Source organism: Pseudomonas sp. S2_E02 (assembly GCF_054668355.1).
In genome coordinates this window covers 2,161,666-2,178,504 of the sequence record NZ_CP162761.1, presented here as the reverse complement: position 1 = coordinate 2,178,504, position 16,839 = coordinate 2,161,666, and the positions used below count along the sequence as shown (strand labels likewise).

At 58.2% G+C, this 16,839-nt stretch carries 20 protein-coding genes and 4 tRNA genes; 14 read left to right on the top strand and 10 right to left on the bottom strand.

Annotation, left to right across the window (positions count from 1 at the left end; all coding sequences use genetic code 11):
• Window positions 1–151 precede the first annotated feature (151 nt).
• A complete protein-coding gene (gene trhP / locus AB4O01_RS09685; protein WP_460091503.1) occupies window positions 152–1,483 on the bottom strand; it encodes a prephenate-dependent tRNA uridine(34) hydroxylase TrhP in 1,332 nt (443 codons plus the stop codon).
• Window positions 1,484–1,638: 155 nt separating this feature from the next.
• Here trhP and AB4O01_RS09680 point away from each other — a divergent pair, with 155 nt between their 5' ends.
• Window positions 1,639–2,700 carry an AI-2E family transporter gene (locus AB4O01_RS09680; RefSeq protein ID WP_093434002.1) on the top strand — a complete coding sequence of 354 codons (1,062 nt, stop codon included), beginning with the start codon at window positions 1,639–1,641 and terminating at the stop codon, window positions 2,698–2,700.
• Here the strand turns inward: AB4O01_RS09680 and AB4O01_RS09675 are convergent.
• From AB4O01_RS09675 to AB4O01_RS09665, 3 genes are all read right to left on the bottom strand, one after another.
• A complete protein-coding gene (locus AB4O01_RS09675) occupies window positions 2,697–2,879 on the bottom strand; it encodes a hypothetical protein (protein WP_093434005.1) in 183 nt (60 codons plus the stop codon). The two genes, AB4O01_RS09680 and AB4O01_RS09675, sit on opposite strands and share 4 nt — an antisense overlap.
• 98 nt (window positions 2,880–2,977) lie before the next feature.
• A complete protein-coding gene (locus tag AB4O01_RS09670; RefSeq protein ID WP_016984641.1) occupies window positions 2,978–3,172 on the bottom strand; it encodes a hypothetical protein in 195 nt (64 codons plus the stop codon).
• 230 nt (window positions 3,173–3,402) lie between these two features.
• Window positions 3,403–3,753 carry a hypothetical protein gene (locus AB4O01_RS09665; protein WP_093434008.1) on the bottom strand — a complete coding sequence of 117 codons (351 nt, stop codon included), beginning with the start codon at window positions 3,751–3,753 and terminating at the stop codon, window positions 3,403–3,405.
• 256 nt (window positions 3,754–4,009) lie between these two features.
• On the opposite strand from AB4O01_RS09665, the gene AB4O01_RS09660 reads away from it, so the two are divergent.
• Both AB4O01_RS09660 and AB4O01_RS09655 read left to right on the top strand, forming a co-directional pair.
• Window positions 4,010–4,828 carry a shikimate 5-dehydrogenase gene (locus AB4O01_RS09660; protein WP_460091501.1) on the top strand — a complete coding sequence of 273 codons (819 nt, stop codon included), beginning with the start codon at window positions 4,010–4,012 and terminating at the stop codon, window positions 4,826–4,828.
• A 218-nt stretch (window positions 4,829–5,046) separates the two neighbouring features.
• The gene (locus tag AB4O01_RS09655; protein WP_186625642.1) at window positions 5,047–5,565 is read left to right on the top strand and encodes a cupin domain-containing protein; all 519 of its coding nucleotides are present in this window, start codon (window positions 5,047–5,049) and stop codon (window positions 5,563–5,565) included.
• Between the two features lie 116 nt (window positions 5,566–5,681).
• Here AB4O01_RS09655 and AB4O01_RS09650 read toward each other — a convergent pair whose 3' ends face one another.
• Window positions 5,682–6,329 (bottom strand): YceH family protein, encoded by a 648-nt coding sequence (locus AB4O01_RS09650; RefSeq protein WP_093434017.1) that lies wholly within the window; start codon window positions 6,327–6,329, stop codon window positions 5,682–5,684.
• A 124-nt stretch (window positions 6,330–6,453) separates the two neighbouring features.
• Between AB4O01_RS09650 and AB4O01_RS09645 the strand changes: the two genes are divergently transcribed.
• Entirely contained in the window at window positions 6,454–6,963 is a 510-nt protein-coding gene (locus AB4O01_RS09645; RefSeq protein ID WP_034154670.1) for a DUF1993 domain-containing protein, read from the top strand.
• Window positions 6,964–7,218: 255 nt separating this feature from the next.
• Here the strand turns inward: AB4O01_RS09645 and sstT are convergent, their stop codons facing one another.
• Window positions 7,219–8,451, bottom strand: coding sequence for a serine/threonine transporter SstT (gene sstT / locus AB4O01_RS09640; RefSeq protein ID WP_460091499.1), 1,233 nt, complete (start codon window positions 8,449–8,451; stop codon window positions 7,219–7,221).
• A 336-nt stretch (window positions 8,452–8,787) separates the two neighbouring features.
• On the opposite strand from sstT, the gene AB4O01_RS09635 reads away from it, so the two are divergent.
• Complete coding sequence (locus AB4O01_RS09635) at window positions 8,788–9,951, top strand: MFS transporter (RefSeq protein ID WP_460091498.1); 1,164 nt, start codon at window positions 8,788–8,790, stop codon at window positions 9,949–9,951.
• Here the strand turns inward: AB4O01_RS09635 and nhaR are convergent.
• The gene (nhaR, locus tag AB4O01_RS09630) at window positions 9,946–10,845 is read right to left on the bottom strand and encodes a transcriptional activator NhaR (protein WP_186625638.1); all 900 of its coding nucleotides are present in this window, start codon (window positions 10,843–10,845) and stop codon (window positions 9,946–9,948) included. The genes AB4O01_RS09635 and nhaR overlap by 6 nt on opposite strands.
• A 133-nt stretch (window positions 10,846–10,978) precedes the next feature.
• Here nhaR and AB4O01_RS09625 point away from each other — a divergent pair, with 133 nt between their 5' ends.
• Together AB4O01_RS09625 and AB4O01_RS09620 are read left to right on the top strand one after the other, a co-directional pair.
• A complete protein-coding gene (locus AB4O01_RS09625; protein WP_007965379.1) occupies window positions 10,979–11,221 on the top strand; it encodes a hypothetical protein in 243 nt (80 codons plus the stop codon).
• 29 nt (window positions 11,222–11,250) lie between these two features.
• On the top strand, window positions 11,251–12,000 hold the full coding sequence (locus AB4O01_RS09620) for a TerC family protein (RefSeq protein ID WP_016986876.1): 750 nt from the start codon (window positions 11,251–11,253) through the stop codon (window positions 11,998–12,000).
• Between the two features lie 270 nt (window positions 12,001–12,270).
• On the opposite strand, the gene AB4O01_RS09615 is transcribed toward AB4O01_RS09620, so the two are convergent.
• Window positions 12,271–12,441: a hypothetical protein gene (locus tag AB4O01_RS09615; RefSeq protein WP_186625636.1), complete on the bottom strand. Its 171-nt coding sequence runs from the start codon at window positions 12,439–12,441 to the stop codon at window positions 12,271–12,273.
• A 234-nt stretch (window positions 12,442–12,675) separates the two neighbouring features.
• On the opposite strand from AB4O01_RS09615, the gene AB4O01_RS09610 reads away from it, so the two are divergent.
• The 3 genes from AB4O01_RS09610 (at window position 12,676) to AB4O01_RS09600 (ending at window position 13,862) form a co-directional block, all read left to right on the top strand.
• Complete coding sequence (locus AB4O01_RS09610; RefSeq protein ID WP_093434034.1) at window positions 12,676–13,347, top strand: peptidase C39 family protein; 672 nt, start codon at window positions 12,676–12,678, stop codon at window positions 13,345–13,347.
• Window positions 13,348–13,436: 89 nt separating this feature from the next.
• Window positions 13,437–13,643 carry a DUF6021 family protein gene (locus AB4O01_RS09605; protein ID WP_093434037.1) on the top strand — a complete coding sequence of 69 codons (207 nt, stop codon included), beginning with the start codon at window positions 13,437–13,439 and terminating at the stop codon, window positions 13,641–13,643.
• Between the two features lie 12 nt (window positions 13,644–13,655).
• The gene (locus AB4O01_RS09600; RefSeq protein ID WP_093434040.1) at window positions 13,656–13,862 is read left to right on the top strand and encodes a hypothetical protein; all 207 of its coding nucleotides are present in this window, start codon (window positions 13,656–13,658) and stop codon (window positions 13,860–13,862) included.
• Window positions 13,863–13,924: 62 nt separating this feature from the next.
• Here AB4O01_RS09600 and pbpG read toward each other — a convergent pair whose 3' ends face one another.
• Both pbpG and folD read right to left on the bottom strand, forming a co-directional pair.
• Window positions 13,925–14,863: a D-alanyl-D-alanine endopeptidase gene (gene pbpG, locus AB4O01_RS09595; protein ID WP_093434043.1), complete on the bottom strand. Its 939-nt coding sequence runs from the start codon at window positions 14,861–14,863 to the stop codon at window positions 13,925–13,927.
• 230 nt (window positions 14,864–15,093) lie between these two features.
• Window positions 15,094–15,948, bottom strand: coding sequence for a bifunctional methylenetetrahydrofolate dehydrogenase/methenyltetrahydrofolate cyclohydrolase FolD (gene folD / locus AB4O01_RS09590; protein ID WP_038362797.1), 855 nt, complete (start codon window positions 15,946–15,948; stop codon window positions 15,094–15,096).
• A gap of 275 nt (window positions 15,949–16,223) precedes the next feature.
• Between folD and AB4O01_RS09585 the strand changes: the two genes are divergently transcribed.
• From AB4O01_RS09585 to AB4O01_RS09570, 4 genes are all read left to right on the top strand, one after another.
• A tRNA-Arg gene (locus tag AB4O01_RS09585) sits at window positions 16,224–16,300 on the top strand.
• A gap of 32 nt (window positions 16,301–16,332) precedes the next feature.
• Window positions 16,333–16,408, top strand: a tRNA-His gene (locus AB4O01_RS09580).
• A 56-nt stretch (window positions 16,409–16,464) separates the two neighbouring features.
• Window positions 16,465–16,549, top strand: a tRNA-Leu gene (locus tag AB4O01_RS09575).
• Window positions 16,550–16,626: 77 nt separating this feature from the next.
• Window positions 16,627–16,702: transfer RNA gene (locus AB4O01_RS09570), tRNA-His, on the top strand.
• Window positions 16,703–16,839 lie beyond the last annotated feature (137 nt).

Below are 16,839 nucleotides of genomic sequence, written 5' to 3'. Positions count from 1 at the left end.
CCGAGTCGATTATGGACTCGGCCAAGTCCAGTTTTCTTGATCAGAAGAGTCGATTGTGGATTCACCGGCGTAATTTCAGGTCGGCGGATTTCTCCAATTTCCCCCAATCGGTCCCCTCTCCCTCTGGGAGAGGGCTAGGGTGAGGGCCTTCTCAGTCATCACGCAGATCCCGCATCAACAACCCAAACCGCAAATCCACCGCATCCGGAATCGGCAGATACACCGTGTGCCCATTCCCCGGTGCCACCTCGATCGCTTCTTCTTTAGCGTTCTGCAGCTCATGCAGATCAAAATGGAAATTGCCCTTCGGCGTCATCAACTCCAGATGATTACCCAAGGCAAAGCGGTTCTTCACCTTGACCTCTGCCAACCGCCCACGCCGCTCGCCGGTCAACTCGCCAACGAACTGCTGACGCTCCGACACCGAGCTGCCGTGCTGATAATTCTGGTACTCGTCATGTACATGCCGACGCAGAAATCCTTCGGTGTAGCCACGCTGTGCGAGTGATTCCAGATCGGTCATCAGGCTACGGTCAAATTCATGCCCGGCCACCGCATCATCAATCGCGCGGCGATACACCTGGGTGGTGCGCGCGCAATAGAAGTGCGATTTGGTCCGGCCTTCGATTTTCAGGGAATGCACGCCCATGCGCGTCAGGCGCTCGACATGCTGCACCGCGCGCAGGTCCTTGGCGTTCATGATGTAGGTGCCGTGTTCGTCCTCGAATGCTGGCATCAATTCATCGGGGCGATTGGCTTCCTGCAGCAGGAACACCTGATCGGTGGGCGTGCCCAGCCCCAGCGTTGGCTCTGGCTGGAAGGTCTGGACGATCTCGCCGAGGTGGTTTTCGGTGGCTTCTTGCGCTGAGTATTTCCAGCGACAAGCATTGGTGCAGGTGCCCTGATTGGCATCGCGCTTATTCATGTAACCCGACAACAGACAGCGCCCGGAATAGGCCATGCACAGCGCGCCGTGGACGAACACTTCCAGTTCCATGCCCGGCACCTGCTCACGGATTTCGCCGATTTCCTCTAGCGACAATTCTCGCGACAGGATGATCCGGCTCAAACCCATCTGCTGCCAGAACTCGACGCTCGCCCAGTTCACCGTATTGGCCTGCACTGACAGGTGAATCGGCATCTGCGGGAAATGTCGCCGCACGAGCATGATCAGTCCCGGGTCGGACATGATCAGCGCGTCGGGGGCCATGTCGATGACTGGTGCCAGATCTTTGAGGAAGGTCTTCAACTTGGCGTTGTGCGGCGCGATGTTGACCACCACGTAAAAGCGTTTGCCTTGCGCCTGCGCTTCACGAATACCCAGTGCCAGATTGGCGTGATCGAACTCGTTGTTGCGCACCCGCAGACTGTAACGCGGCTGGCCGGCGTAGACCGCATCGGCGCCGTAAGCGAAGGCGTAACGCATGTTTTTCAGGGTGCCAGCGGGGGCGAGCAGTTCGGGGGCGGCGAGGGTAGGGGTCATGGCGGTGTCGGTCGCAAAAGCGCGGCAGGGTAAGTCAGATGCGGCGAGGGTTTGTTGATCTGGATCTATGCTCCATGAATAAAGATGGCACTCGTGCAGGTCGCGGTTGACTAAGCATCGGGGCGTGCATGACGCCTGACTGACATGGATCGGACATGAACGAAAAAAGCCTTCAATTCAAATCCCTCACCGTGCTGCTGTTGCTGGTCACGGTGGCGTTTATCTGGATCCTCTTGCCGTTCTACGGTGCGGTGTTCTGGGCGGTAATTCTCGGCATTGTGTTTGCGCCGATGCAACGCCGGCTGCAGGCGAAATTCGGCTGGCAGCGCAACCTGACGTCCCTGTGTACCTTGTCGGTCTGCCTGGTGATCGCGATTCTGCCGGTGATCATCCTCAGTGTGCTGTTGGTGCAGGAAGGCGCAGCGGTCTACAAGAACATCGAAAGCGGCGAGCTGGACATCGCTGCGTATCTGGCGCAATTCAAGCACAGCCTGCCGCCGTACTTTCAGCACTTGCTCGACCGGTTTGGCATGGGCGAGCTAAACGGCTTGCGCGAGAAAATCGTCAAATCGGCGATGCAGGGCAGCCAGGTGCTGGCCAGTCAGGCGTTCAGTTTTGGCCAGGGCACATTCGAATTCGTGGTGAGTTTTTTCATCATGCTGTATCTGCTGTTTTTCTTTCTGCGTGACGGCGCCGAGCTGGCGCGCAAGGTGCGCACCGCTGTGCCACTGGAGGAAGGCCACAAGCGGCGCTTGCAGTTGAAGTTCAACCGTGTGGTACGGGCGACGGTGAAGGGCAATCTGGTAGTCGCGGTGACGCAGGGCGCATTGGGCGGGGCGATTTTCTGGTTTCTCGACATCCCCAGCGCGCTGCTGTGGGCGGTGTTGATGGGGTTTTTGTCGTTGCTGCCAGCGGTCGGTGCGGGGATTGTCTGGGCGCCGGTGGCGGTGTATTTCCTGCTCAGCGGGATGATCTGGCAAGGCGTGGTGCTGGGCTTGTTCGGGGTATTCGTGATCGGTTTGGTGGACAACGTGCTGCGGCCGATTCTGGTGGGCAAGGACACTAAAATGCCCGATTACATGATTCTGATCTCGACCCTTGGCGGCCTCGCAGTCTTCGGTCTCAACGGCTTTGTGATCGGGCCGCTGATCGCGGCATTGTTCATGTCGAGCTGGGCGCTGTTCGCCGAGACCAAGCCCAAAGTGCAACTGCCTTAAGCGTGAAACGGCTCGCTGACAAGCTTCTGCGACAGTGCCTGCGCAGCGGGCAAGGAAGTCAGCGGGCCACTGATCGCTTCGCCGTCGCGCATCAGATACCAGCAGGCAAGCAGGCCCGTGGCCCTGAGCGAAGCGGGGACGGCGCTGCCGATAACGGACATGATTTGAACCTGAGCCATGACGAGTACCTCCATCTATCAATGGAGCTACCTTAAAGATTCGCCGGTTCTACGGACAATCAACGCTTTCGATAGTGGTCATTGATGCCGTTGAGGCTTCAGTCGACCACTTGATCAAGCATGTGCATGACTTCACGCTCGTTGAGCAAACCTTTGTGCACGAGGTTTTCCGCCAGCAGCGAAAGGAACTTGGCGCAACGATGGCCTTCCAGGTGCTTGAGCTCGGTCAGCGCGCTGTACACCTTGCTGGAGGTGCACAGGCCGACGATGCGGTGCGGGTTTTGTGTTGGCATACAGTCGTCCTTGTTGTTATCAACCTGTTGTTTACGGACGGATTCAGATTGCGGCTCCGTCATGACAAATAAATGACCGTTTTATGGAAAAGTACATAACGGTCAATCAATCATGCCGACTTTAGCCGGTGAAACTGTCCTCACAGCGACCTTGGCGAGATTTTTTCAGACGCTGGCCGACCAACGGTCATAAAAAAGCCCCGCTATAAAAGCAGGGCTTTGTGTTTCGGTTACCAGCGTGGGCCGCCGTAGTAGTGCGGACGACCGTAGTAGCCGCGCGGCGGGCCGTAATACACCGGGGCCGGTTGCACGTAGACCGGTTGTTGAACATACACCGGCGCGGGCTGGTAGTAGACCGGTGGCGGTGGCTGCTGCACATAGACCGGTGGCGGGGCGTACACCGGCGCCTGTTGCACATAAACCGGACGATCCTGGTTGATAAGCGCCGAACCGATGATGGCCGAGCCGACGATTGCGCCAAACACCGCCGGACCCTGCCAGCCACCGCCGTGGGCTTCTGCTTGCCCTGTGACAGCAAAAGCACCGATCAGCAGGGCGACGATAGGGAGTTTACGAATCATGATAATTCCTCGGTTCTTCGACCCGGCATCGGGGCCTGCACCAGGCCCACAGTTGTCACGGGGATACTTCTAAGACAGCGAATTTTGGAAAATCAGCACAGCCACTGGGTAAATTTTGTGTAAGGTCTGTACCGGTTTATTTACCGGGCTGTGTGATGGCCGCGGAAGACGTTTAAAACAGGCCTCTATGATCGTTCAGAAGCCGATGGGCTGGCTAATCCCGTTTATCCGAAAGTGCGTTTGAAGGAGAAGTTTCATGCAGATGAACCCGAACAAAGACACCCAACTGTGCATGTCCCTGTCCGGGCGCCCGGGGAACTTCGGTCTGCGTTTTCATAACCATTTGTATGAGCAGTTGGGCCTGAACTTCTACTACAAGGCGTTCAGCAGCCAGGACCTGACCGGCGCAGTCGGCGGCATTCGCGCCTTGAGTATCCGTGGTTGCGGCGTGTCGATGCCGTTCAAGGAAGCGTGCATTGCGCTGGTCGATGAACTGGATGCGTCGGCGGCAGCGATCCAGTCGATTAACACCATCGTCAACACCCACGGCCATCTCAAGGCTTACAACACTGATTACATCGCTGTGGCGCAGTTACTGGAAACCCACGCGGTGCCCAAGGAATCGACCTTTGCTTTGCGAGGCAGTGGCGGCATGGCCAAAGCGGTGGCCAGCGCCCTGCGTGACGGTGGTTACAAAAACGGCTTGATCGTCGCCCGCAACGAACGCGCCGGGCGTGCATTGGCGGATTCGCTGGGCTATCGCTGGCAGGCTGAACTGGGCGATGAACGCCCGCAGATGCTGATCAATGTGACGCCAGTGGGCATGGACGGCGGGCCGGAGGCGGGGCAGTTGGCGTTTGAACCGGAGGCGATCAAGGCTGCAGATACGGTGTTTGATGTGGTCGCGATCCCGTCGGAGACGCCGCTGATTGTGCGCGGTCGAGCAGAGGGCAAGCGGGTGATCACCGGACTTGAGGTGATTGCGATTCAGGCGCTGGAGCAGTTTGTGCTGTATACCGGCGTGCGGCCGACTGAAGAGCAGTTTGCGGCGGCGGTGGCGTTTGCCCGGAGCTGATTGAGTATTGTGGTGGCTGGGCGGGCCTCTTCGCGAGCAGGCTCGCTCCCACAGTTGAATTTTTGTCATACACAAGTTGTGTGTTCGCTGTAGATCCCCTGTGGGAGCGAGCTTGCTCGCGAAGGAGGCGACGCGGTTTCACGCCGGCCATCAATGCCTATACTGCCTCCTCAGCAAGCCCAGACTTGCCCACCATAAAAACCGTGACCGAGGCTCCTATGCATCCGCCTATCCTCAACCTGCATCAGGTCGAACTCGAACCCCTGCCCGAAGCCCTGGCCCCGGAAGGCGAAACCGCCGGGCGCTATCAACAGCGCATGGCGCGGATTGGCCAGCAATTGGGGTCGCAAAAACTCGGTTATCGCCTGTATGCCTTGCCACCGGGCATGCGTGGCAGCCCGTTTCACAGCCATCGGGTCAACGAAGAGATGTTTTACGTGGTGGCCGGGGAGGGTGAGGTGCGTCTGGGCGCCGAGCGTTTCCCGATCCGCGAAGGCGACGTGATCGCTTGCCCGCCGGGTGGGCCGGAGAAGGCGCATCAGATCATCAATACCAGCTCGGGCGAATTGCGCTATCTGGCGGTGAGCACCCAGCAGCAGCCCGATATTTGCGAATACCCGGATTCGAACAAGTACGTGGTGATGGATAACTTCAAGTTGGATGCCGAGGGCAATGCCTCAGGCTTTGTCGCGGTGGCACGGCAGGCGGATGGCGTGGATTACTGGGACGGTGAATAACACGCAGATCCCTTGTAGGAGTGAGCCTGCTCGCGATAGCGGTGTGTCATCCAAAAATGATGTGACTGATACACCGCTATCGCGAGCAGGCTCACTCCTACATTGGTTTTGTGTGGTTATTCGAGGCGGGCCAGGCGTTCTTCCAGCGCGGCGATTCGCGCTTCTAGCTCTTCGATACGCTCAACCGAAACGCCACTGCTTGCACCGCGATCCTGCGGACTCTGCCGCGCTGCCATAATTGCCTCGCTATCCGCCGGATCACCCAGCGCATGGGTATAACGGTCTTCGCGCTGCCCGGCCTGACGCGGAATCAACACCGCCAGCCCCCGCGCAATCAAGCGCTCAAGCTGATGCACCACCTGTTCGGCGTCTTCGAAATCATGCATGCGCCCGCTGCGGGTCAGCAGCTCATTGACGGTTTGCGGGCCGCGCAGAAACATCAGTCCGCTAAGAATCACCTGCGCTGGCACCAGTTCCAGCGCCTTGTCGACTTTGTGCTCCCAGCGGTCGGCGCGGCTGCCCATCACCAGTTTGGCGAAACCGCGACCTTCCAGCGCCCGCAAACTCTGGCCGACCTGACCCTGAGTCAGGTTCATCACCGGTTCGCGGCTGGTTTTCTGATTACACGCCGTGACCAGCGCATTAAGGGTCAGCGGGTAGGTTTCCGGGCTGGTCGCCTGTTTCTCGATCAGCGAACCAAGGATGCGGATTTCCGTGGCATTGAGCCGTGGTTCGTCGAAGCTGGATTCTGTCTCTGTGGTCATCGCGCGTTCCCTCTGCAGTCGAAGGCGCCTAGCCTAATCCTTGCCAAACAAAAGGCAAGCCGTGTGGTCATCAAGCATGGCTATAATCGCCTCCTGTTCCACCCAGCCACCACACGAGACTGCCATGACCATTTCCCTGTACGCCGCATCCGTCCCGGTTTTTCAACAAATGCTCAACGCGCTGAGCGATGTCCTGAAAAAGGCTGAAGCCCACGCCACCGAGAAAAACATCGACCCGAACGCCTTCCTGCAGGCGCGCCTGTACCCGGACATGTTCCCGCTGACCCGCCAGGTGCAGATCGCCGTGGACTTCGCCAAAGGCGTTTCCTCGCGTCTGGCTGAAGTCGAAGTGCCTAAGTACGACGATACCGAAACCACCTTCGCCGAGCTGCAAGCCCTGATCGCCAAGGTTCTGGCCTACATCGGCGAGATCAAGCCGGAGCAGATCGATGGCAAGGAAGGGATCGAAATCGTTACTCGTCCGGGTACGCCGAAAGAGAAGCGCTTCAGCGGTCAGGCTTACCTGCTGACTTACGGTCTGCCGCAGTTCTTCTTCCACGTCACTACCACTTATGCGCTGCTGCGTCATAACGGGGTTGAAGTGGGCAAGCGCGATTACATGGGCGCGTTCTAAACCGCCAGAAGCCCCTCATCGGAACGCCGCCCGCCTAGCCCTCTCCCGGAGGGAGAGGGGACTGACTGAGTTGTTTGTTCGAATTACACCGACCTGAACTATCAAGTCGAACTCAGGTTTTGAACAGCACACAAATCAGCTCCCTTTCCCCCTCGCCCCCTTGGGGGAGAGGGTTGGGGTGAGGGGGAAAAGATCTCAGCCACAAAAAAGCCCGCCAAGGTTCACACCGTGGCGGGCTTTTCATTACAGCGTCTGTTACGCCGTACGTTGGGCTTTTGCTTCCTCACCCAGGCACGCCGCAGCGGTAAACAGCACATCAGTCGACGAGTTCAGCGCCGTCTCTGCCGAATCCTGCAACACGCCAATAATGAAACCGACCGCCACCACCTGCATGGCAATCTCGCTCGGAATCCCGAACAGGCTGCACGCCAACGGAATCAGCAACAGCGATCCACCCGCCACACCCGACGCGCCACACGCGCAAATGGCGGCGACAACGCTGAGCAGAATCGCCGTTGGAATATCCACGGCAATACCCAATGTGTGCACGGCCGCCAGGCTCAGCACCGTAATGGTGATCGCTGCACCGGCCATGTTAATGGTCGCGCCCAGCGGAATCGACACCGAATAGGTGTCTTCATGCAGACCCAGACGCTTGCTCAATTCCAGATTGACCGGAATGTTTGCCGCCGAGCTGCGGGTGAAGAATGCGGTGATGCCACTTTCACGCAGGCATTTGAGAGTCAGCGGATACGGGTTGCGACGCAGTTTCCAGAACACGATCAGCGGGTTCATCACCAGCGCCACGAACAGCATGCAGCCGAGCAGCACGGCCAGCAGGTGCGCATAACCGATCAATGCGCCGAAACCGGAGGTGGCCAGCGTCGAAGCCACCAGACCGAAAATGCCCAGCGGGGCGAAGCGAATCACCACGCGCACGATCACCGTCACGCCATTGGACAGATCACCCAGCACTTCACGGGTGGTGTCGCCGGCATGGCGAATTGCGATGCCCATGCCGATCGCCCACGCCAGAATACCGATGAAGTTGGCGTTCATCAGTGCGCTGACCGGGTTGTCGACCACGCTCAACAGCAGGCTTTGCAGCACTTCGCCGATACCGCCCGGCGCCGTCACCGAAACGTTGTCGGTCGACAGCACAAGGTGCGACGGGAACGCCATGCTCGCGACCACGGCCACGACCGCCGCCGCAAAAGTGCCCAGCAGATAGAGGAACAGAATTGGGCGGATATGAGTTTCCTGGCCGTGCTTGTGGTTGGCAATCGAGGCCATCACCAGCACGAACACCAGAATCGGTGCGACGGCCTTTAACGCCGATACAAACACTTTGCCGATGAACGCCGTGCCTTTCGCCGCTTCCGGGGCGAACATCGCCAGGGCGATACCGGCGATCAGGCCGATGACGATCTGCGTGACCAGGCTGAGGTTTTTCAGGCGTTGCAGTAGAGAAGGGGATGAAGCGGTCATAGCGGCATCTCTGATTTTTTATAGGGTGCAAGGTTGCGTAAAGCGATGGCAAAGCAGGGGCAGACCACCGCCACGAACCGAAAGTGTTGACGCGACATCAACGCCAATAAACCGGTCGTTGAGCAGGTTGTACGTTTTTCAGGGCGCGGACTTTATCACAGCGTAGGCCTTATCCTTCAGGCATGTGACGATCTGCCACCGGATCAGGCAACAAAGTCGGCAGGTTTGTGCAAGTCAGCCCGGACACACTCTGTTAAGATTGCGCATCCTTATTTTCAAATTTCGCCAGCGGGCCTTCGGGTCAACGCTGGTGTCGTCGTTTTGCTGGAGTTGCGCATGCTGTTGCCCATTCTTCTGTTGTCCGCCGCCGGGTTCACGGTGCTGACCACGGAATTCGTCATCGTCGGCCTGTTGCCGGCGATTGCCCGAGACCTCGAAGTCACCATCCCGCAGGCCGGGTTGCTGGTGACTTTATTCGCTTTTACCGTGGCGATGTTCGGGCCTTTCCTGACCGCGTATTTCGCCCGCTTTGAGCGGCGCAAGCTGTTTATCAGCATCCTGATCATGTTTGGTCTGGCCAATACCGTGGCGGCGCTGGCGCCGAATATCTGGGTGATGGCGATTGCTCGGTTGATCCCGGCGCTCGGTCTGCCGGTGTTCTGGGCCTTGGCCAGTGAGACCGCAGTGGACATCGTTGGCCCGGATTTCGCCGGTCGCGCGATCGCCAAGATCGGTTTCGGCATTGTCTGCGCCACGGTGTTCGGCATCCCGGTTGGCACGCTGATTTCCGATGCGTTCGGCTGGCGCAGCGCCTTTGGCATTCTGGCGGTGATCGCTTTTGCCAAAGCCTTGTTGCTGTTTGTTTATCTGCCGAAAACCAGCCTGCACCAACATCAGGTCAGCTTCCGCTCGCAGTTCAAGATTCTGCGCAGCCCGTTGATGATCGGCCACATCTTCCTGTCGATCCTGGTGTTCAGCGGCATGTTTACCGCTTACACGTATCTGGCCGACATTCTTGAGCGCCTCGCCGGGTTCAACGGCACCGTGGTCGGTTGGTGCCTGATGGCTTTTGGTGCGGTCGGGCTGATCGGCAACTCCCTGGGCGGTCGTGCGGTGGATCGCCATCCGCTGGGCGCGTCGGTGTTGTTCTGTGCGTTCATGATTGCCGGCATGGTCTCGCTGGTACCGAACATTCATTCGCCGCTGGGGCTGGCGGTGGCGATGGGGATCTGGGGCGTGACTCAGGCTGCGTTGTTCCTGGTCAGCCATGTGCGCCTGATGAAAGCCGCGCCGGAAGCGCCAGCGTTTGCTGCTTCGTTGAATATCGCCGGGGCCAATCTGGGGATCGGCCTGGGTGCCATCGTCGGTGGCCGGGTGATCGACAGCGCGGGTCTGGGCTTCCTCGGGTTTGCCGCCGCCGGGTTCATTTTGCTGTCGGTGTTCCTCGCCATGGTGCTGATGACGCTCAAGCCGCGCGAGATGTGCGCCGAGGCCTCATAACGCGGTAAACAGCTCGCGTCGGGCACCTTCGGTAATCGCAACGATGCCGGGGTGCTTGACCTTGCGCTCTACCGAAATGGCATAGAACGACTCGGTAACTGCGTCGGTCTGGCCAATCAGCTCGACGCCGCACTGGCGCTTCACTTCATCGGCAATCACGCTCGGACCGATAAAAATCCCGCTGCCGGATTGGCCGAAAGCCTGCATCAACGCACTGTCATCAAACTCGCCGACGATTTGCGGCTGGATCTGCTGCTCGGCAAACCAGCGCTGCAAGCGGCTGCGCACCACGGTTTCCGGTCCGGGAATCAACAGTGGCGCACCGTGCAGGCTACGCGGGAAATCCTGACCGTATCTGGCTGCCAGTTCCGGGGTGGCGAAGAAACTGATTCCGCACTCGCCGAGCTTCTGACTGTAGCCCTTGATGTCGAGGTGCGAGGGCATCGGGCTGTCGGAAATCACCAGGTCGAGGCGCTGGATCGCCAGATCGGCGAGCAAACGTTCGAGTTTGTCTTCGCGACAGGTAATGCGCAGAGGCTCGTTCAGCTCCATGGTTGGCGCGATCAGGCGATAGACAATGGATTTAGGCACCACGTCAGCCACGCCGACGCGGAACAGGATCTGTTGCTCGTGGGGCTGGGCGCGCAGCATCAGTTCCAGCTCGCCGCCGAGCTGGAACATCTGCTCGGCGTAGGGCAGGGCTTGTCGCCCGGCTTCGGTCAATTCGAGTTGCCGGCCGACGCGTCTGAATAACTCGATGCCATACGTCTGTTCGAGCAGTGATATCTGCCCGCTGATGGTCTGTGGCGTCAGGTTCAGTTGCTCGCAGGCGCGCACGATGCTGCCGGTCTTGGCTACGACCCAGAAGTAATGCAGTTGTCGGTAATTGAGCATGACGTTCTACAGTTCGTGAAAACCGAAGTATAGCCAATAAAAATACGAATTTTCCTGAAGTGTTTGTCTCCCTAGAATGCCCAGCCATCGACGGCCGGTCTGTGAGCCTGTCTGTTCATTCGAAGGAAACCTTATGAAATACACAATCCCGGCATTGATGTTTACGTCTTTACTGCTTATGGCCGGTTGCGATCAGGCCGAGAAAAGCGCCCAGCAACTGATGGGCAAAGCGGCCGAAAGCGCCAAGCAAGCGATTGACGACACCCATAAAGCCGCTGAGCAGGCACTCAGTGATGCCACCGGCGGGTTGATCGAGAAGAAAGAAACTCCGGAAAAAGATGCGGAAAAATCCGAATCTTCCTCCAAGACCATCTAATTCGTCTTACACAGAGTCAGGACTGACCCATGGAATATCTGTTACAGCTCGCCGCCAGCCCCACCGCTTGGGTTGCTTTGGCCACACTGGTGGTGATGGAAATCGTGCTCGGCATCGATAACCTGATCTTTATCTCGATCCTGACCAACAAATTGCCCAAGCAGTACCAGCAGAAAGCACGCCGTATCGGTATCGGCATGGCGTTGATCCTGCGTCTGGCACTGTTGAGCACCATCGCCTTCATCGTGCAGTTGACCGCACCTGTGATCGAGATCCTGGGCCAGGCGTTCTCCTGGAAGGACATGATCCTGATCGCCGGTGGTCTGTTCCTGGTCTGGAAGGCTACGACCGAGATCCATCACAGCATGGACCCGGCGCCGGAAGATCCGAAGTCGGCGACCTCGACAGTCACTTTGGGTTTCGCCGCGGCTATCGGCCAGATCCTGATGCTCGACATGGTGTTCTCGATCGACAGCATCATCACTGCGGTCGGCATGACCGAACACTTGCCGATCATGATCATCGCGGTGGTGGTGTCGGTGCTGGTGATGCTGTTTGCTGCTGAACCGCTGGCCAAGTTCATCAACGACAACCCGACGGTGGTGATGCTGGCTCTGGGCTTCCTGATCATGATCGGCATGACGCTGATCGCCGAAGGCTTCGGCGCCCATGTACCGAAAGGTTATGTGTATGCGGCCATGGCGTTCTCGGCTTCGATTGAAGTGCTGAACATGATGTCGCGCCGGGCGAAGCAGAAGAAGCTGGCTGAGCAGGTGTAACCGCTGAAAGTGAAAAGCCGCCTGAACTCTTTGAGGTCAGGCGGCTTTTTTTCGATTCGAGATTTTCAGTGTGGGATAGAGCCAGCCCCTCACCCCAGCCCTCTCCCGAGGGAGAGGGAGCCGATCTGCGTGGTTTTTAAACCTGAGTTCGGCTCGATATCTCAGGTCGATGTACTTCTGAATAGCGACTCGGTCAGTCCCCTCTCCCTCTGGGAGAGGGCTAGGCGGGCGGCGTTCCGATGAGGGGCTTTTGCCTTTGCCGTTCAACCCTCAGTGCGCAGTCGCGTGACGCACTCGGTGTTCCTCGGCTTTCTCAACCGCAGCAGGCTGAACCGGATGGTGATGATGGCGCCGCGAAACCCGCAGCACCCCCCACAACATGGCAGCGGCCACGGCCAGCCAGCCGGCAATCAACATCACAATGGTCATGGTCAGGCTCATCAGTGCCTCCTCTTCGCCCTGCATCGGGCCCACACTTTTTCAATTCGCTCTGTTTCAGTGACAGTCTAGACAATGGGGTGTTGCAGACTATTGACCAAAGGTCGATTGCGACCAATCACTTTGCTCTATGCAATCGATGGGTCTGCCGCTTAAGGCTATACCGCAGCCGGGCGCGGCCCTATGATCGCAAGCGTTGCCGGAACACGATGACCGGCGTCTGAACAGAGAGTGATGATGGTGCAGGTATTTTCTCGAATTCGTGCGGCGCTACTGGTGGCAGGTTGTGCGGCCGTGTTGGCCGGATGTGCAGGTACTGTGGCGCCTGAGGTCAAGCGTCTGCCGGAGCGGGTCGAACTCAGTGGCACGTTCTATCGCGGCGAAGCCAATCAGAGTGGGCCGCAAGTGTTGGCCAGCCTGTTGTCGCAGCAGGGCATCGTGATCACCCCGGGCTTGCTCGAGAAACCTCTGCACTTGCCGGGTGCCGAAGACAAATTGCAGCAGAACCTGCAAAACCTCGCCCGCGAGTACGGCATGGTGGTTTACCCGCTGGACAGCAACCTGCCCGCACTGTTGACCCAGGTGGCGGCAGGCTATCCGGTGATGGTGCGCTTCAGCGAGGGGGCGGCATTCTGGGCCGAGCCGCGTTACGCGATCCTGTCCGGCTACGACCGCAACAAACAGAAGGTCTTGCTGCGTGCCGGCATGAACCGTCGCGAACTGATGAGTTTCAGCTCCTTTGAGTCGGCACTGGAGAAATCCGGTGGCTGGGCCGTGCTGATCCAGAAACCGTCGCAGATCCCGGCAGCCGTTGACCGTCAGCGCTGGCTCAAAGCGGCCGATGAACTGGCCCAGGCCGGTCAGGAAAACGAAGCGGCGCAGGCGCGCAAGGCGCTGGCAGCCCACTGAGTTCCGTTCGTCATTTGCCGGGCACGACTGCGCCCGGCAAGCCTCCTACGAATAGAACCCGTTTTCTGCGGGTGACTCAGGAGGCGAACATGGCAGATTCCCCATCCCCGAAAGGGCCGCATTCGACCGAGCATTCGTCGGGTCATGATCTGGGTTTCGACCCCGATTCGCCGGACCTTGATGATCCGCAAGTCGATCCGGTTGGCCCGGCCAAGGCGCCGAAAGACGTGAAACCCGGTGAAGACGACAAGACGCCGGCCAAACCTTATGACCCGTTAGCCAATCTGAAACCTTGATGTGAGGTGCGTATGAGTACTGACTCAAGCTTCGATGAGCAAAAACCGGACAGCGTGCCCACGACGCCGGAGCCGGAGATTGATCCGGTGCTGAATCCGGACAGCCCGCTGCGCGATCCGATGGCCCGGCCTAATGTCATGACGCCGGAACCTTCGCGGGATCCAAGTGCAGGCGATGGCATTCCTGATGACGACAAGATGCCGCTGCCCAATGACTGAAATGCAGGAATGCAGGCGAAAAAAAGCCCCGAGGATTCGGGGCTTTTTCTTGCGGGCGCGGGTTACTTGGACGCTTCAACCACACCGCTCTGGCGTGACTTAAGGTTTTTCTCGGCCTTGTATTGTTGCGCCACCGCAGGAACGTTGGCGCTCTTGCCGGTTTCCACCCAGCTGCGAATACGGCTGGCATCGGCAAAGTGGGTGTATTTGCCGAAGGCATCGAGAATCACCAGCGCGACCGGGCGGTTAGCCATTTTCGTTACCAGAACCAGGCAATGACCGGCAGGGTTGGTGAAGCCGGTCTTGGTGATCTTGATGTCCCAGTCGGCCTTGTTCACCAGGTGATCGGTATTGCGGAAACCCAGGGTGTAGTTGGGTTTGCGGAAAGACACGGTCTTTTCCTTGGTGGTGGTGAGTTCGCTGAGGAGCGGGTACTTATGCGCGGCCACCAGCAGCTTGCTCAGGTCGCGGGCGGTGGAAACGTTACGTTCCGACAGGCCTGTCGGTTCGACAAAGTGCGTACTGGTCATGCCCAGTGCCTTGGCTTTCGCGTTCATGGCCGCGATAAAGGCCGCATAACCTCCCGGATAGTGGTGAGCGAGGCTGGCGGCCGCGCGGTTCTCCGAAGACATCAAGGCGATCAGCAGCATCTCGCGACGCGGCAGCTCACTCTTGAGTTTGACTCGGGAGAACACACCCCTCATTTCCGGTGTGTTGCTGATATCGACATTGATCCATTCGTCCATGTTCTGCCGGGCTTCAACCACTACCAATCCAGTCATGAGCTTGCTGACAGAGGCGATCGGCACGATCACGTCAGGGTTGCTGGAGTAGATGACTTTGTTGGTCTGCATATCCATGAGCAGTGCGCTGCCGGAGGCGATCTTCAGGCTCGAAGCGTCACGTGGGGCAGCGGTGGTTTCCGCAGCGTTGATCGTTGGCGTGATGAATGTGCCTGTAAAAGCAAAAAACAGGCTCAGAATCGAAAGACGAATTTTCACGCGGGCGAACTCATAAAGGTTGGATATTCCGTTAGTTTGTAACGGGTTATTTCTTCAAAGCGTCGCATTCTAGGAGTATGGCTGAAGATCTGTCGATGGTTGTTTGAATGACCTGAAAAACTCGTGAAAAGGCCTGTAAAAAGAGGGGTTTCCGGCGAACGGTTACAGTTTTTTCTCAGGCATGAAAAAACCCGCACAAGGCGGGTTTTTCTTATTGCTGAAAGTACCGATCAGGCGTGCAGTGTTTCTGCCGCATAAAGGGTGTTTTCCAGCAGGCAGGCGCGGGTCATCGGACCTACGCCACCCGGCACTGGAGTGATCCAGCCAGCGCGGGGCAGGGCGGTTTCGTAGACGACGTCGCCGACCAGTTTGCCGTCGTCCTGACGGTTGATGCCGACGTCGATCACGATCGCGCCTTCCTTGATCCACTCGCCTTTGACCAGGCCCGGCTTGCCGGCGGCCACCACCACCAGATCAGCACGACCAACGTGGCCGGCCAGATCCTTGGTGAAGCGGTGGGTCACGGTCACGGTGCAGCCGGCCAACAACAACTCCATCGCCATCGGGCGACCGACGATGTTGGAGGCGCCGACGACCACTGCGTCCATGCCATAAAGGTCGGCGCCAGTGCTTTCCAGCAGCGTCATGATGCCTTTAGGTGTGCAGGGACGCAGCAGCGGAATGCGCTGGGCCAGGCGGCCGACGTTATAAGGATGGAAGCCGTCGACGTCTTTGTCCGGGCGAATGCGCTCCAGCAATTTGGAGGCATCCAGGTGCTCGGGCAGCGGCAGCTGAAGCAGGATGCCGTCGATTGCAGGGTCGTCGTTGAGGCGATCGATCAGATCGGTCAACGCGTCTTGCGTGGTGTCGGAGGGCAGGTCGTAGGCTTGAGAGAGGAAGCCAACCTCTTCACAGTCTTTACGCTTGTGCGAGACATAAACCTGAGAGGCAGGATCGCTGCCGACCAGGATCACCGCGAGGCCGGGAGTGCGCAGGCCTTGCTGGCGACGCTCGGCAACTCGTTGGGCGATCTGCTGGCGCAGGCTGGCGGCGATCGATTTGCCGTCGATTAGTTGTGCAGTCATTGCGCGTGATTAACCATCGAGAGGGGAAAAAATGAGAACGCATTCTCGCATGTCGAGCGGTGAGGGCAAAGGCGCTTGGTCAGCAAATTCCTCTAACTCCTTTAATTAAATGAATTTTTTTCAAAAAGGATTTGACGACCTTCGGAGCGCTCTATACTATTCGTCGCACTTGTCGGGCACAGCCTAGCACTGGTTAAGAAGGTGAAGCGGAATCAAGGTTCTGCGACACTGGAAAGCACTTAGTTTGTAGTCCTTTAAGAGTACAGATTAATAAGGCGCCCGTAGCTCAGCTGGATAGAGCATCCGCCTTCTAAGCGGATGGTCGCAGGTTCGAGTCCTGCCGGGTGCGCCATTAGGCAGCTTTGGCACAAGTAACGCGATATGGTGGGCGTAGCTCAGTTGGTAGAGCACGGGATTGTGACTCCCGTTGTCGTGGGTTCGATCCCCATCGTCCACCCCATATTTCGAAAGGCGCCAGATGTAACAGTCTGGCGCCTTTGCTTTAAAAGCTTCATCGCGGATGTGGTGGAATTGGTAGACACACTGGATTTAGGTTCCAGCGCCGCGAGGCGTAAGAGTTCGAGTCTCTTCATCCGCACCAATTAAAGCTTCATTCATGTCTTCGGGCTGGTGAGGTTCCAACAAAGAAGTTGTTTGGCTTTTTTGTTACGCAATATGGTGGGCGTAGCTCAGTTGGTAGAGCACGGGATTGTGACTCCCGTTGTCGTGGGTTCGATCCCCATCGTCCACCCCATATTTCGAAAGGCGCCAGATTTAACAGTCTGGCGCCTTTTTTGTTTTAGCGGTTCTGAAAAGCGGCAATTGCCGGTTTCGGGGCGCAGGGGCAGGGCGCTTCGTCGTATTTATGTTGCTCGATGATGCTGTGCTGCT

Bases quoted from the DNA above. Each gene is read 5' to 3' on its own strand.
- trhP (WP_460091503.1), bottom strand. From the start codon at position 1,483: ATGACCCCTACCCTCGCCGCCCCCGAACTGCTCGCCCCCGCTGGCACC.
- AB4O01_RS09680 (WP_093434002.1), top strand. From the start codon at position 1,639: ATGAACGAAAAAAGCCTTCAATTCAAATCCCTCACCGTGCTGCTGTTG.
- AB4O01_RS09675 (WP_093434005.1), bottom strand. From the start codon at position 2,879: ATGGCTCAGGTTCAAATCATGTCCGTTATCGGCAGCGCCGTCCCCGCT.
- AB4O01_RS09670 (WP_016984641.1), bottom strand. From the start codon at position 3,172: ATGCCAACACAAAACCCGCACCGCATCGTCGGCCTGTGCACCTCCAGC.
- AB4O01_RS09665 (WP_093434008.1), bottom strand. From the start codon at position 3,753: ATGATTCGTAAACTCCCTATCGTCGCCCTGCTGATCGGTGCTTTTGCT.
- AB4O01_RS09660 (WP_460091501.1), top strand. From the start codon at position 4,010: ATGCAGATGAACCCGAACAAAGACACCCAACTGTGCATGTCCCTGTCC.
- AB4O01_RS09655 (WP_186625642.1), top strand. From the start codon at position 5,047: ATGCATCCGCCTATCCTCAACCTGCATCAGGTCGAACTCGAACCCCTG.
- AB4O01_RS09650 (WP_093434017.1), bottom strand. From the start codon at position 6,329: ATGACCACAGAGACAGAATCCAGCTTCGACGAACCACGGCTCAATGCC.
- AB4O01_RS09645 (WP_034154670.1), top strand. From the start codon at position 6,454: ATGACCATTTCCCTGTACGCCGCATCCGTCCCGGTTTTTCAACAAATG.
- sstT (WP_460091499.1), bottom strand. From the start codon at position 8,451: ATGACCGCTTCATCCCCTTCTCTACTGCAACGCCTGAAAAACCTCAGC.
- AB4O01_RS09635 (WP_460091498.1), top strand. From the start codon at position 8,788: ATGCTGTTGCCCATTCTTCTGTTGTCCGCCGCCGGGTTCACGGTGCTG.
- nhaR (WP_186625638.1), bottom strand. From the start codon at position 10,845: ATGCTCAATTACCGACAACTGCATTACTTCTGGGTCGTAGCCAAGACC.
- AB4O01_RS09625 (WP_007965379.1), top strand. From the start codon at position 10,979: ATGAAATACACAATCCCGGCATTGATGTTTACGTCTTTACTGCTTATG.
- AB4O01_RS09620 (WP_016986876.1), top strand. From the start codon at position 11,251: ATGGAATATCTGTTACAGCTCGCCGCCAGCCCCACCGCTTGGGTTGCT.
- AB4O01_RS09615 (WP_186625636.1), bottom strand. From the start codon at position 12,441: ATGAGCCTGACCATGACCATTGTGATGTTGATTGCCGGCTGGCTGGCC.
- AB4O01_RS09610 (WP_093434034.1), top strand. From the start codon at position 12,676: ATGGTGCAGGTATTTTCTCGAATTCGTGCGGCGCTACTGGTGGCAGGT.
- AB4O01_RS09605 (WP_093434037.1), top strand. From the start codon at position 13,437: ATGGCAGATTCCCCATCCCCGAAAGGGCCGCATTCGACCGAGCATTCG.
- AB4O01_RS09600 (WP_093434040.1), top strand. From the start codon at position 13,656: ATGAGTACTGACTCAAGCTTCGATGAGCAAAAACCGGACAGCGTGCCC.
- folD (WP_038362797.1), bottom strand. From the start codon at position 15,948: ATGACTGCACAACTAATCGACGGCAAATCGATCGCCGCCAGCCTGCGC.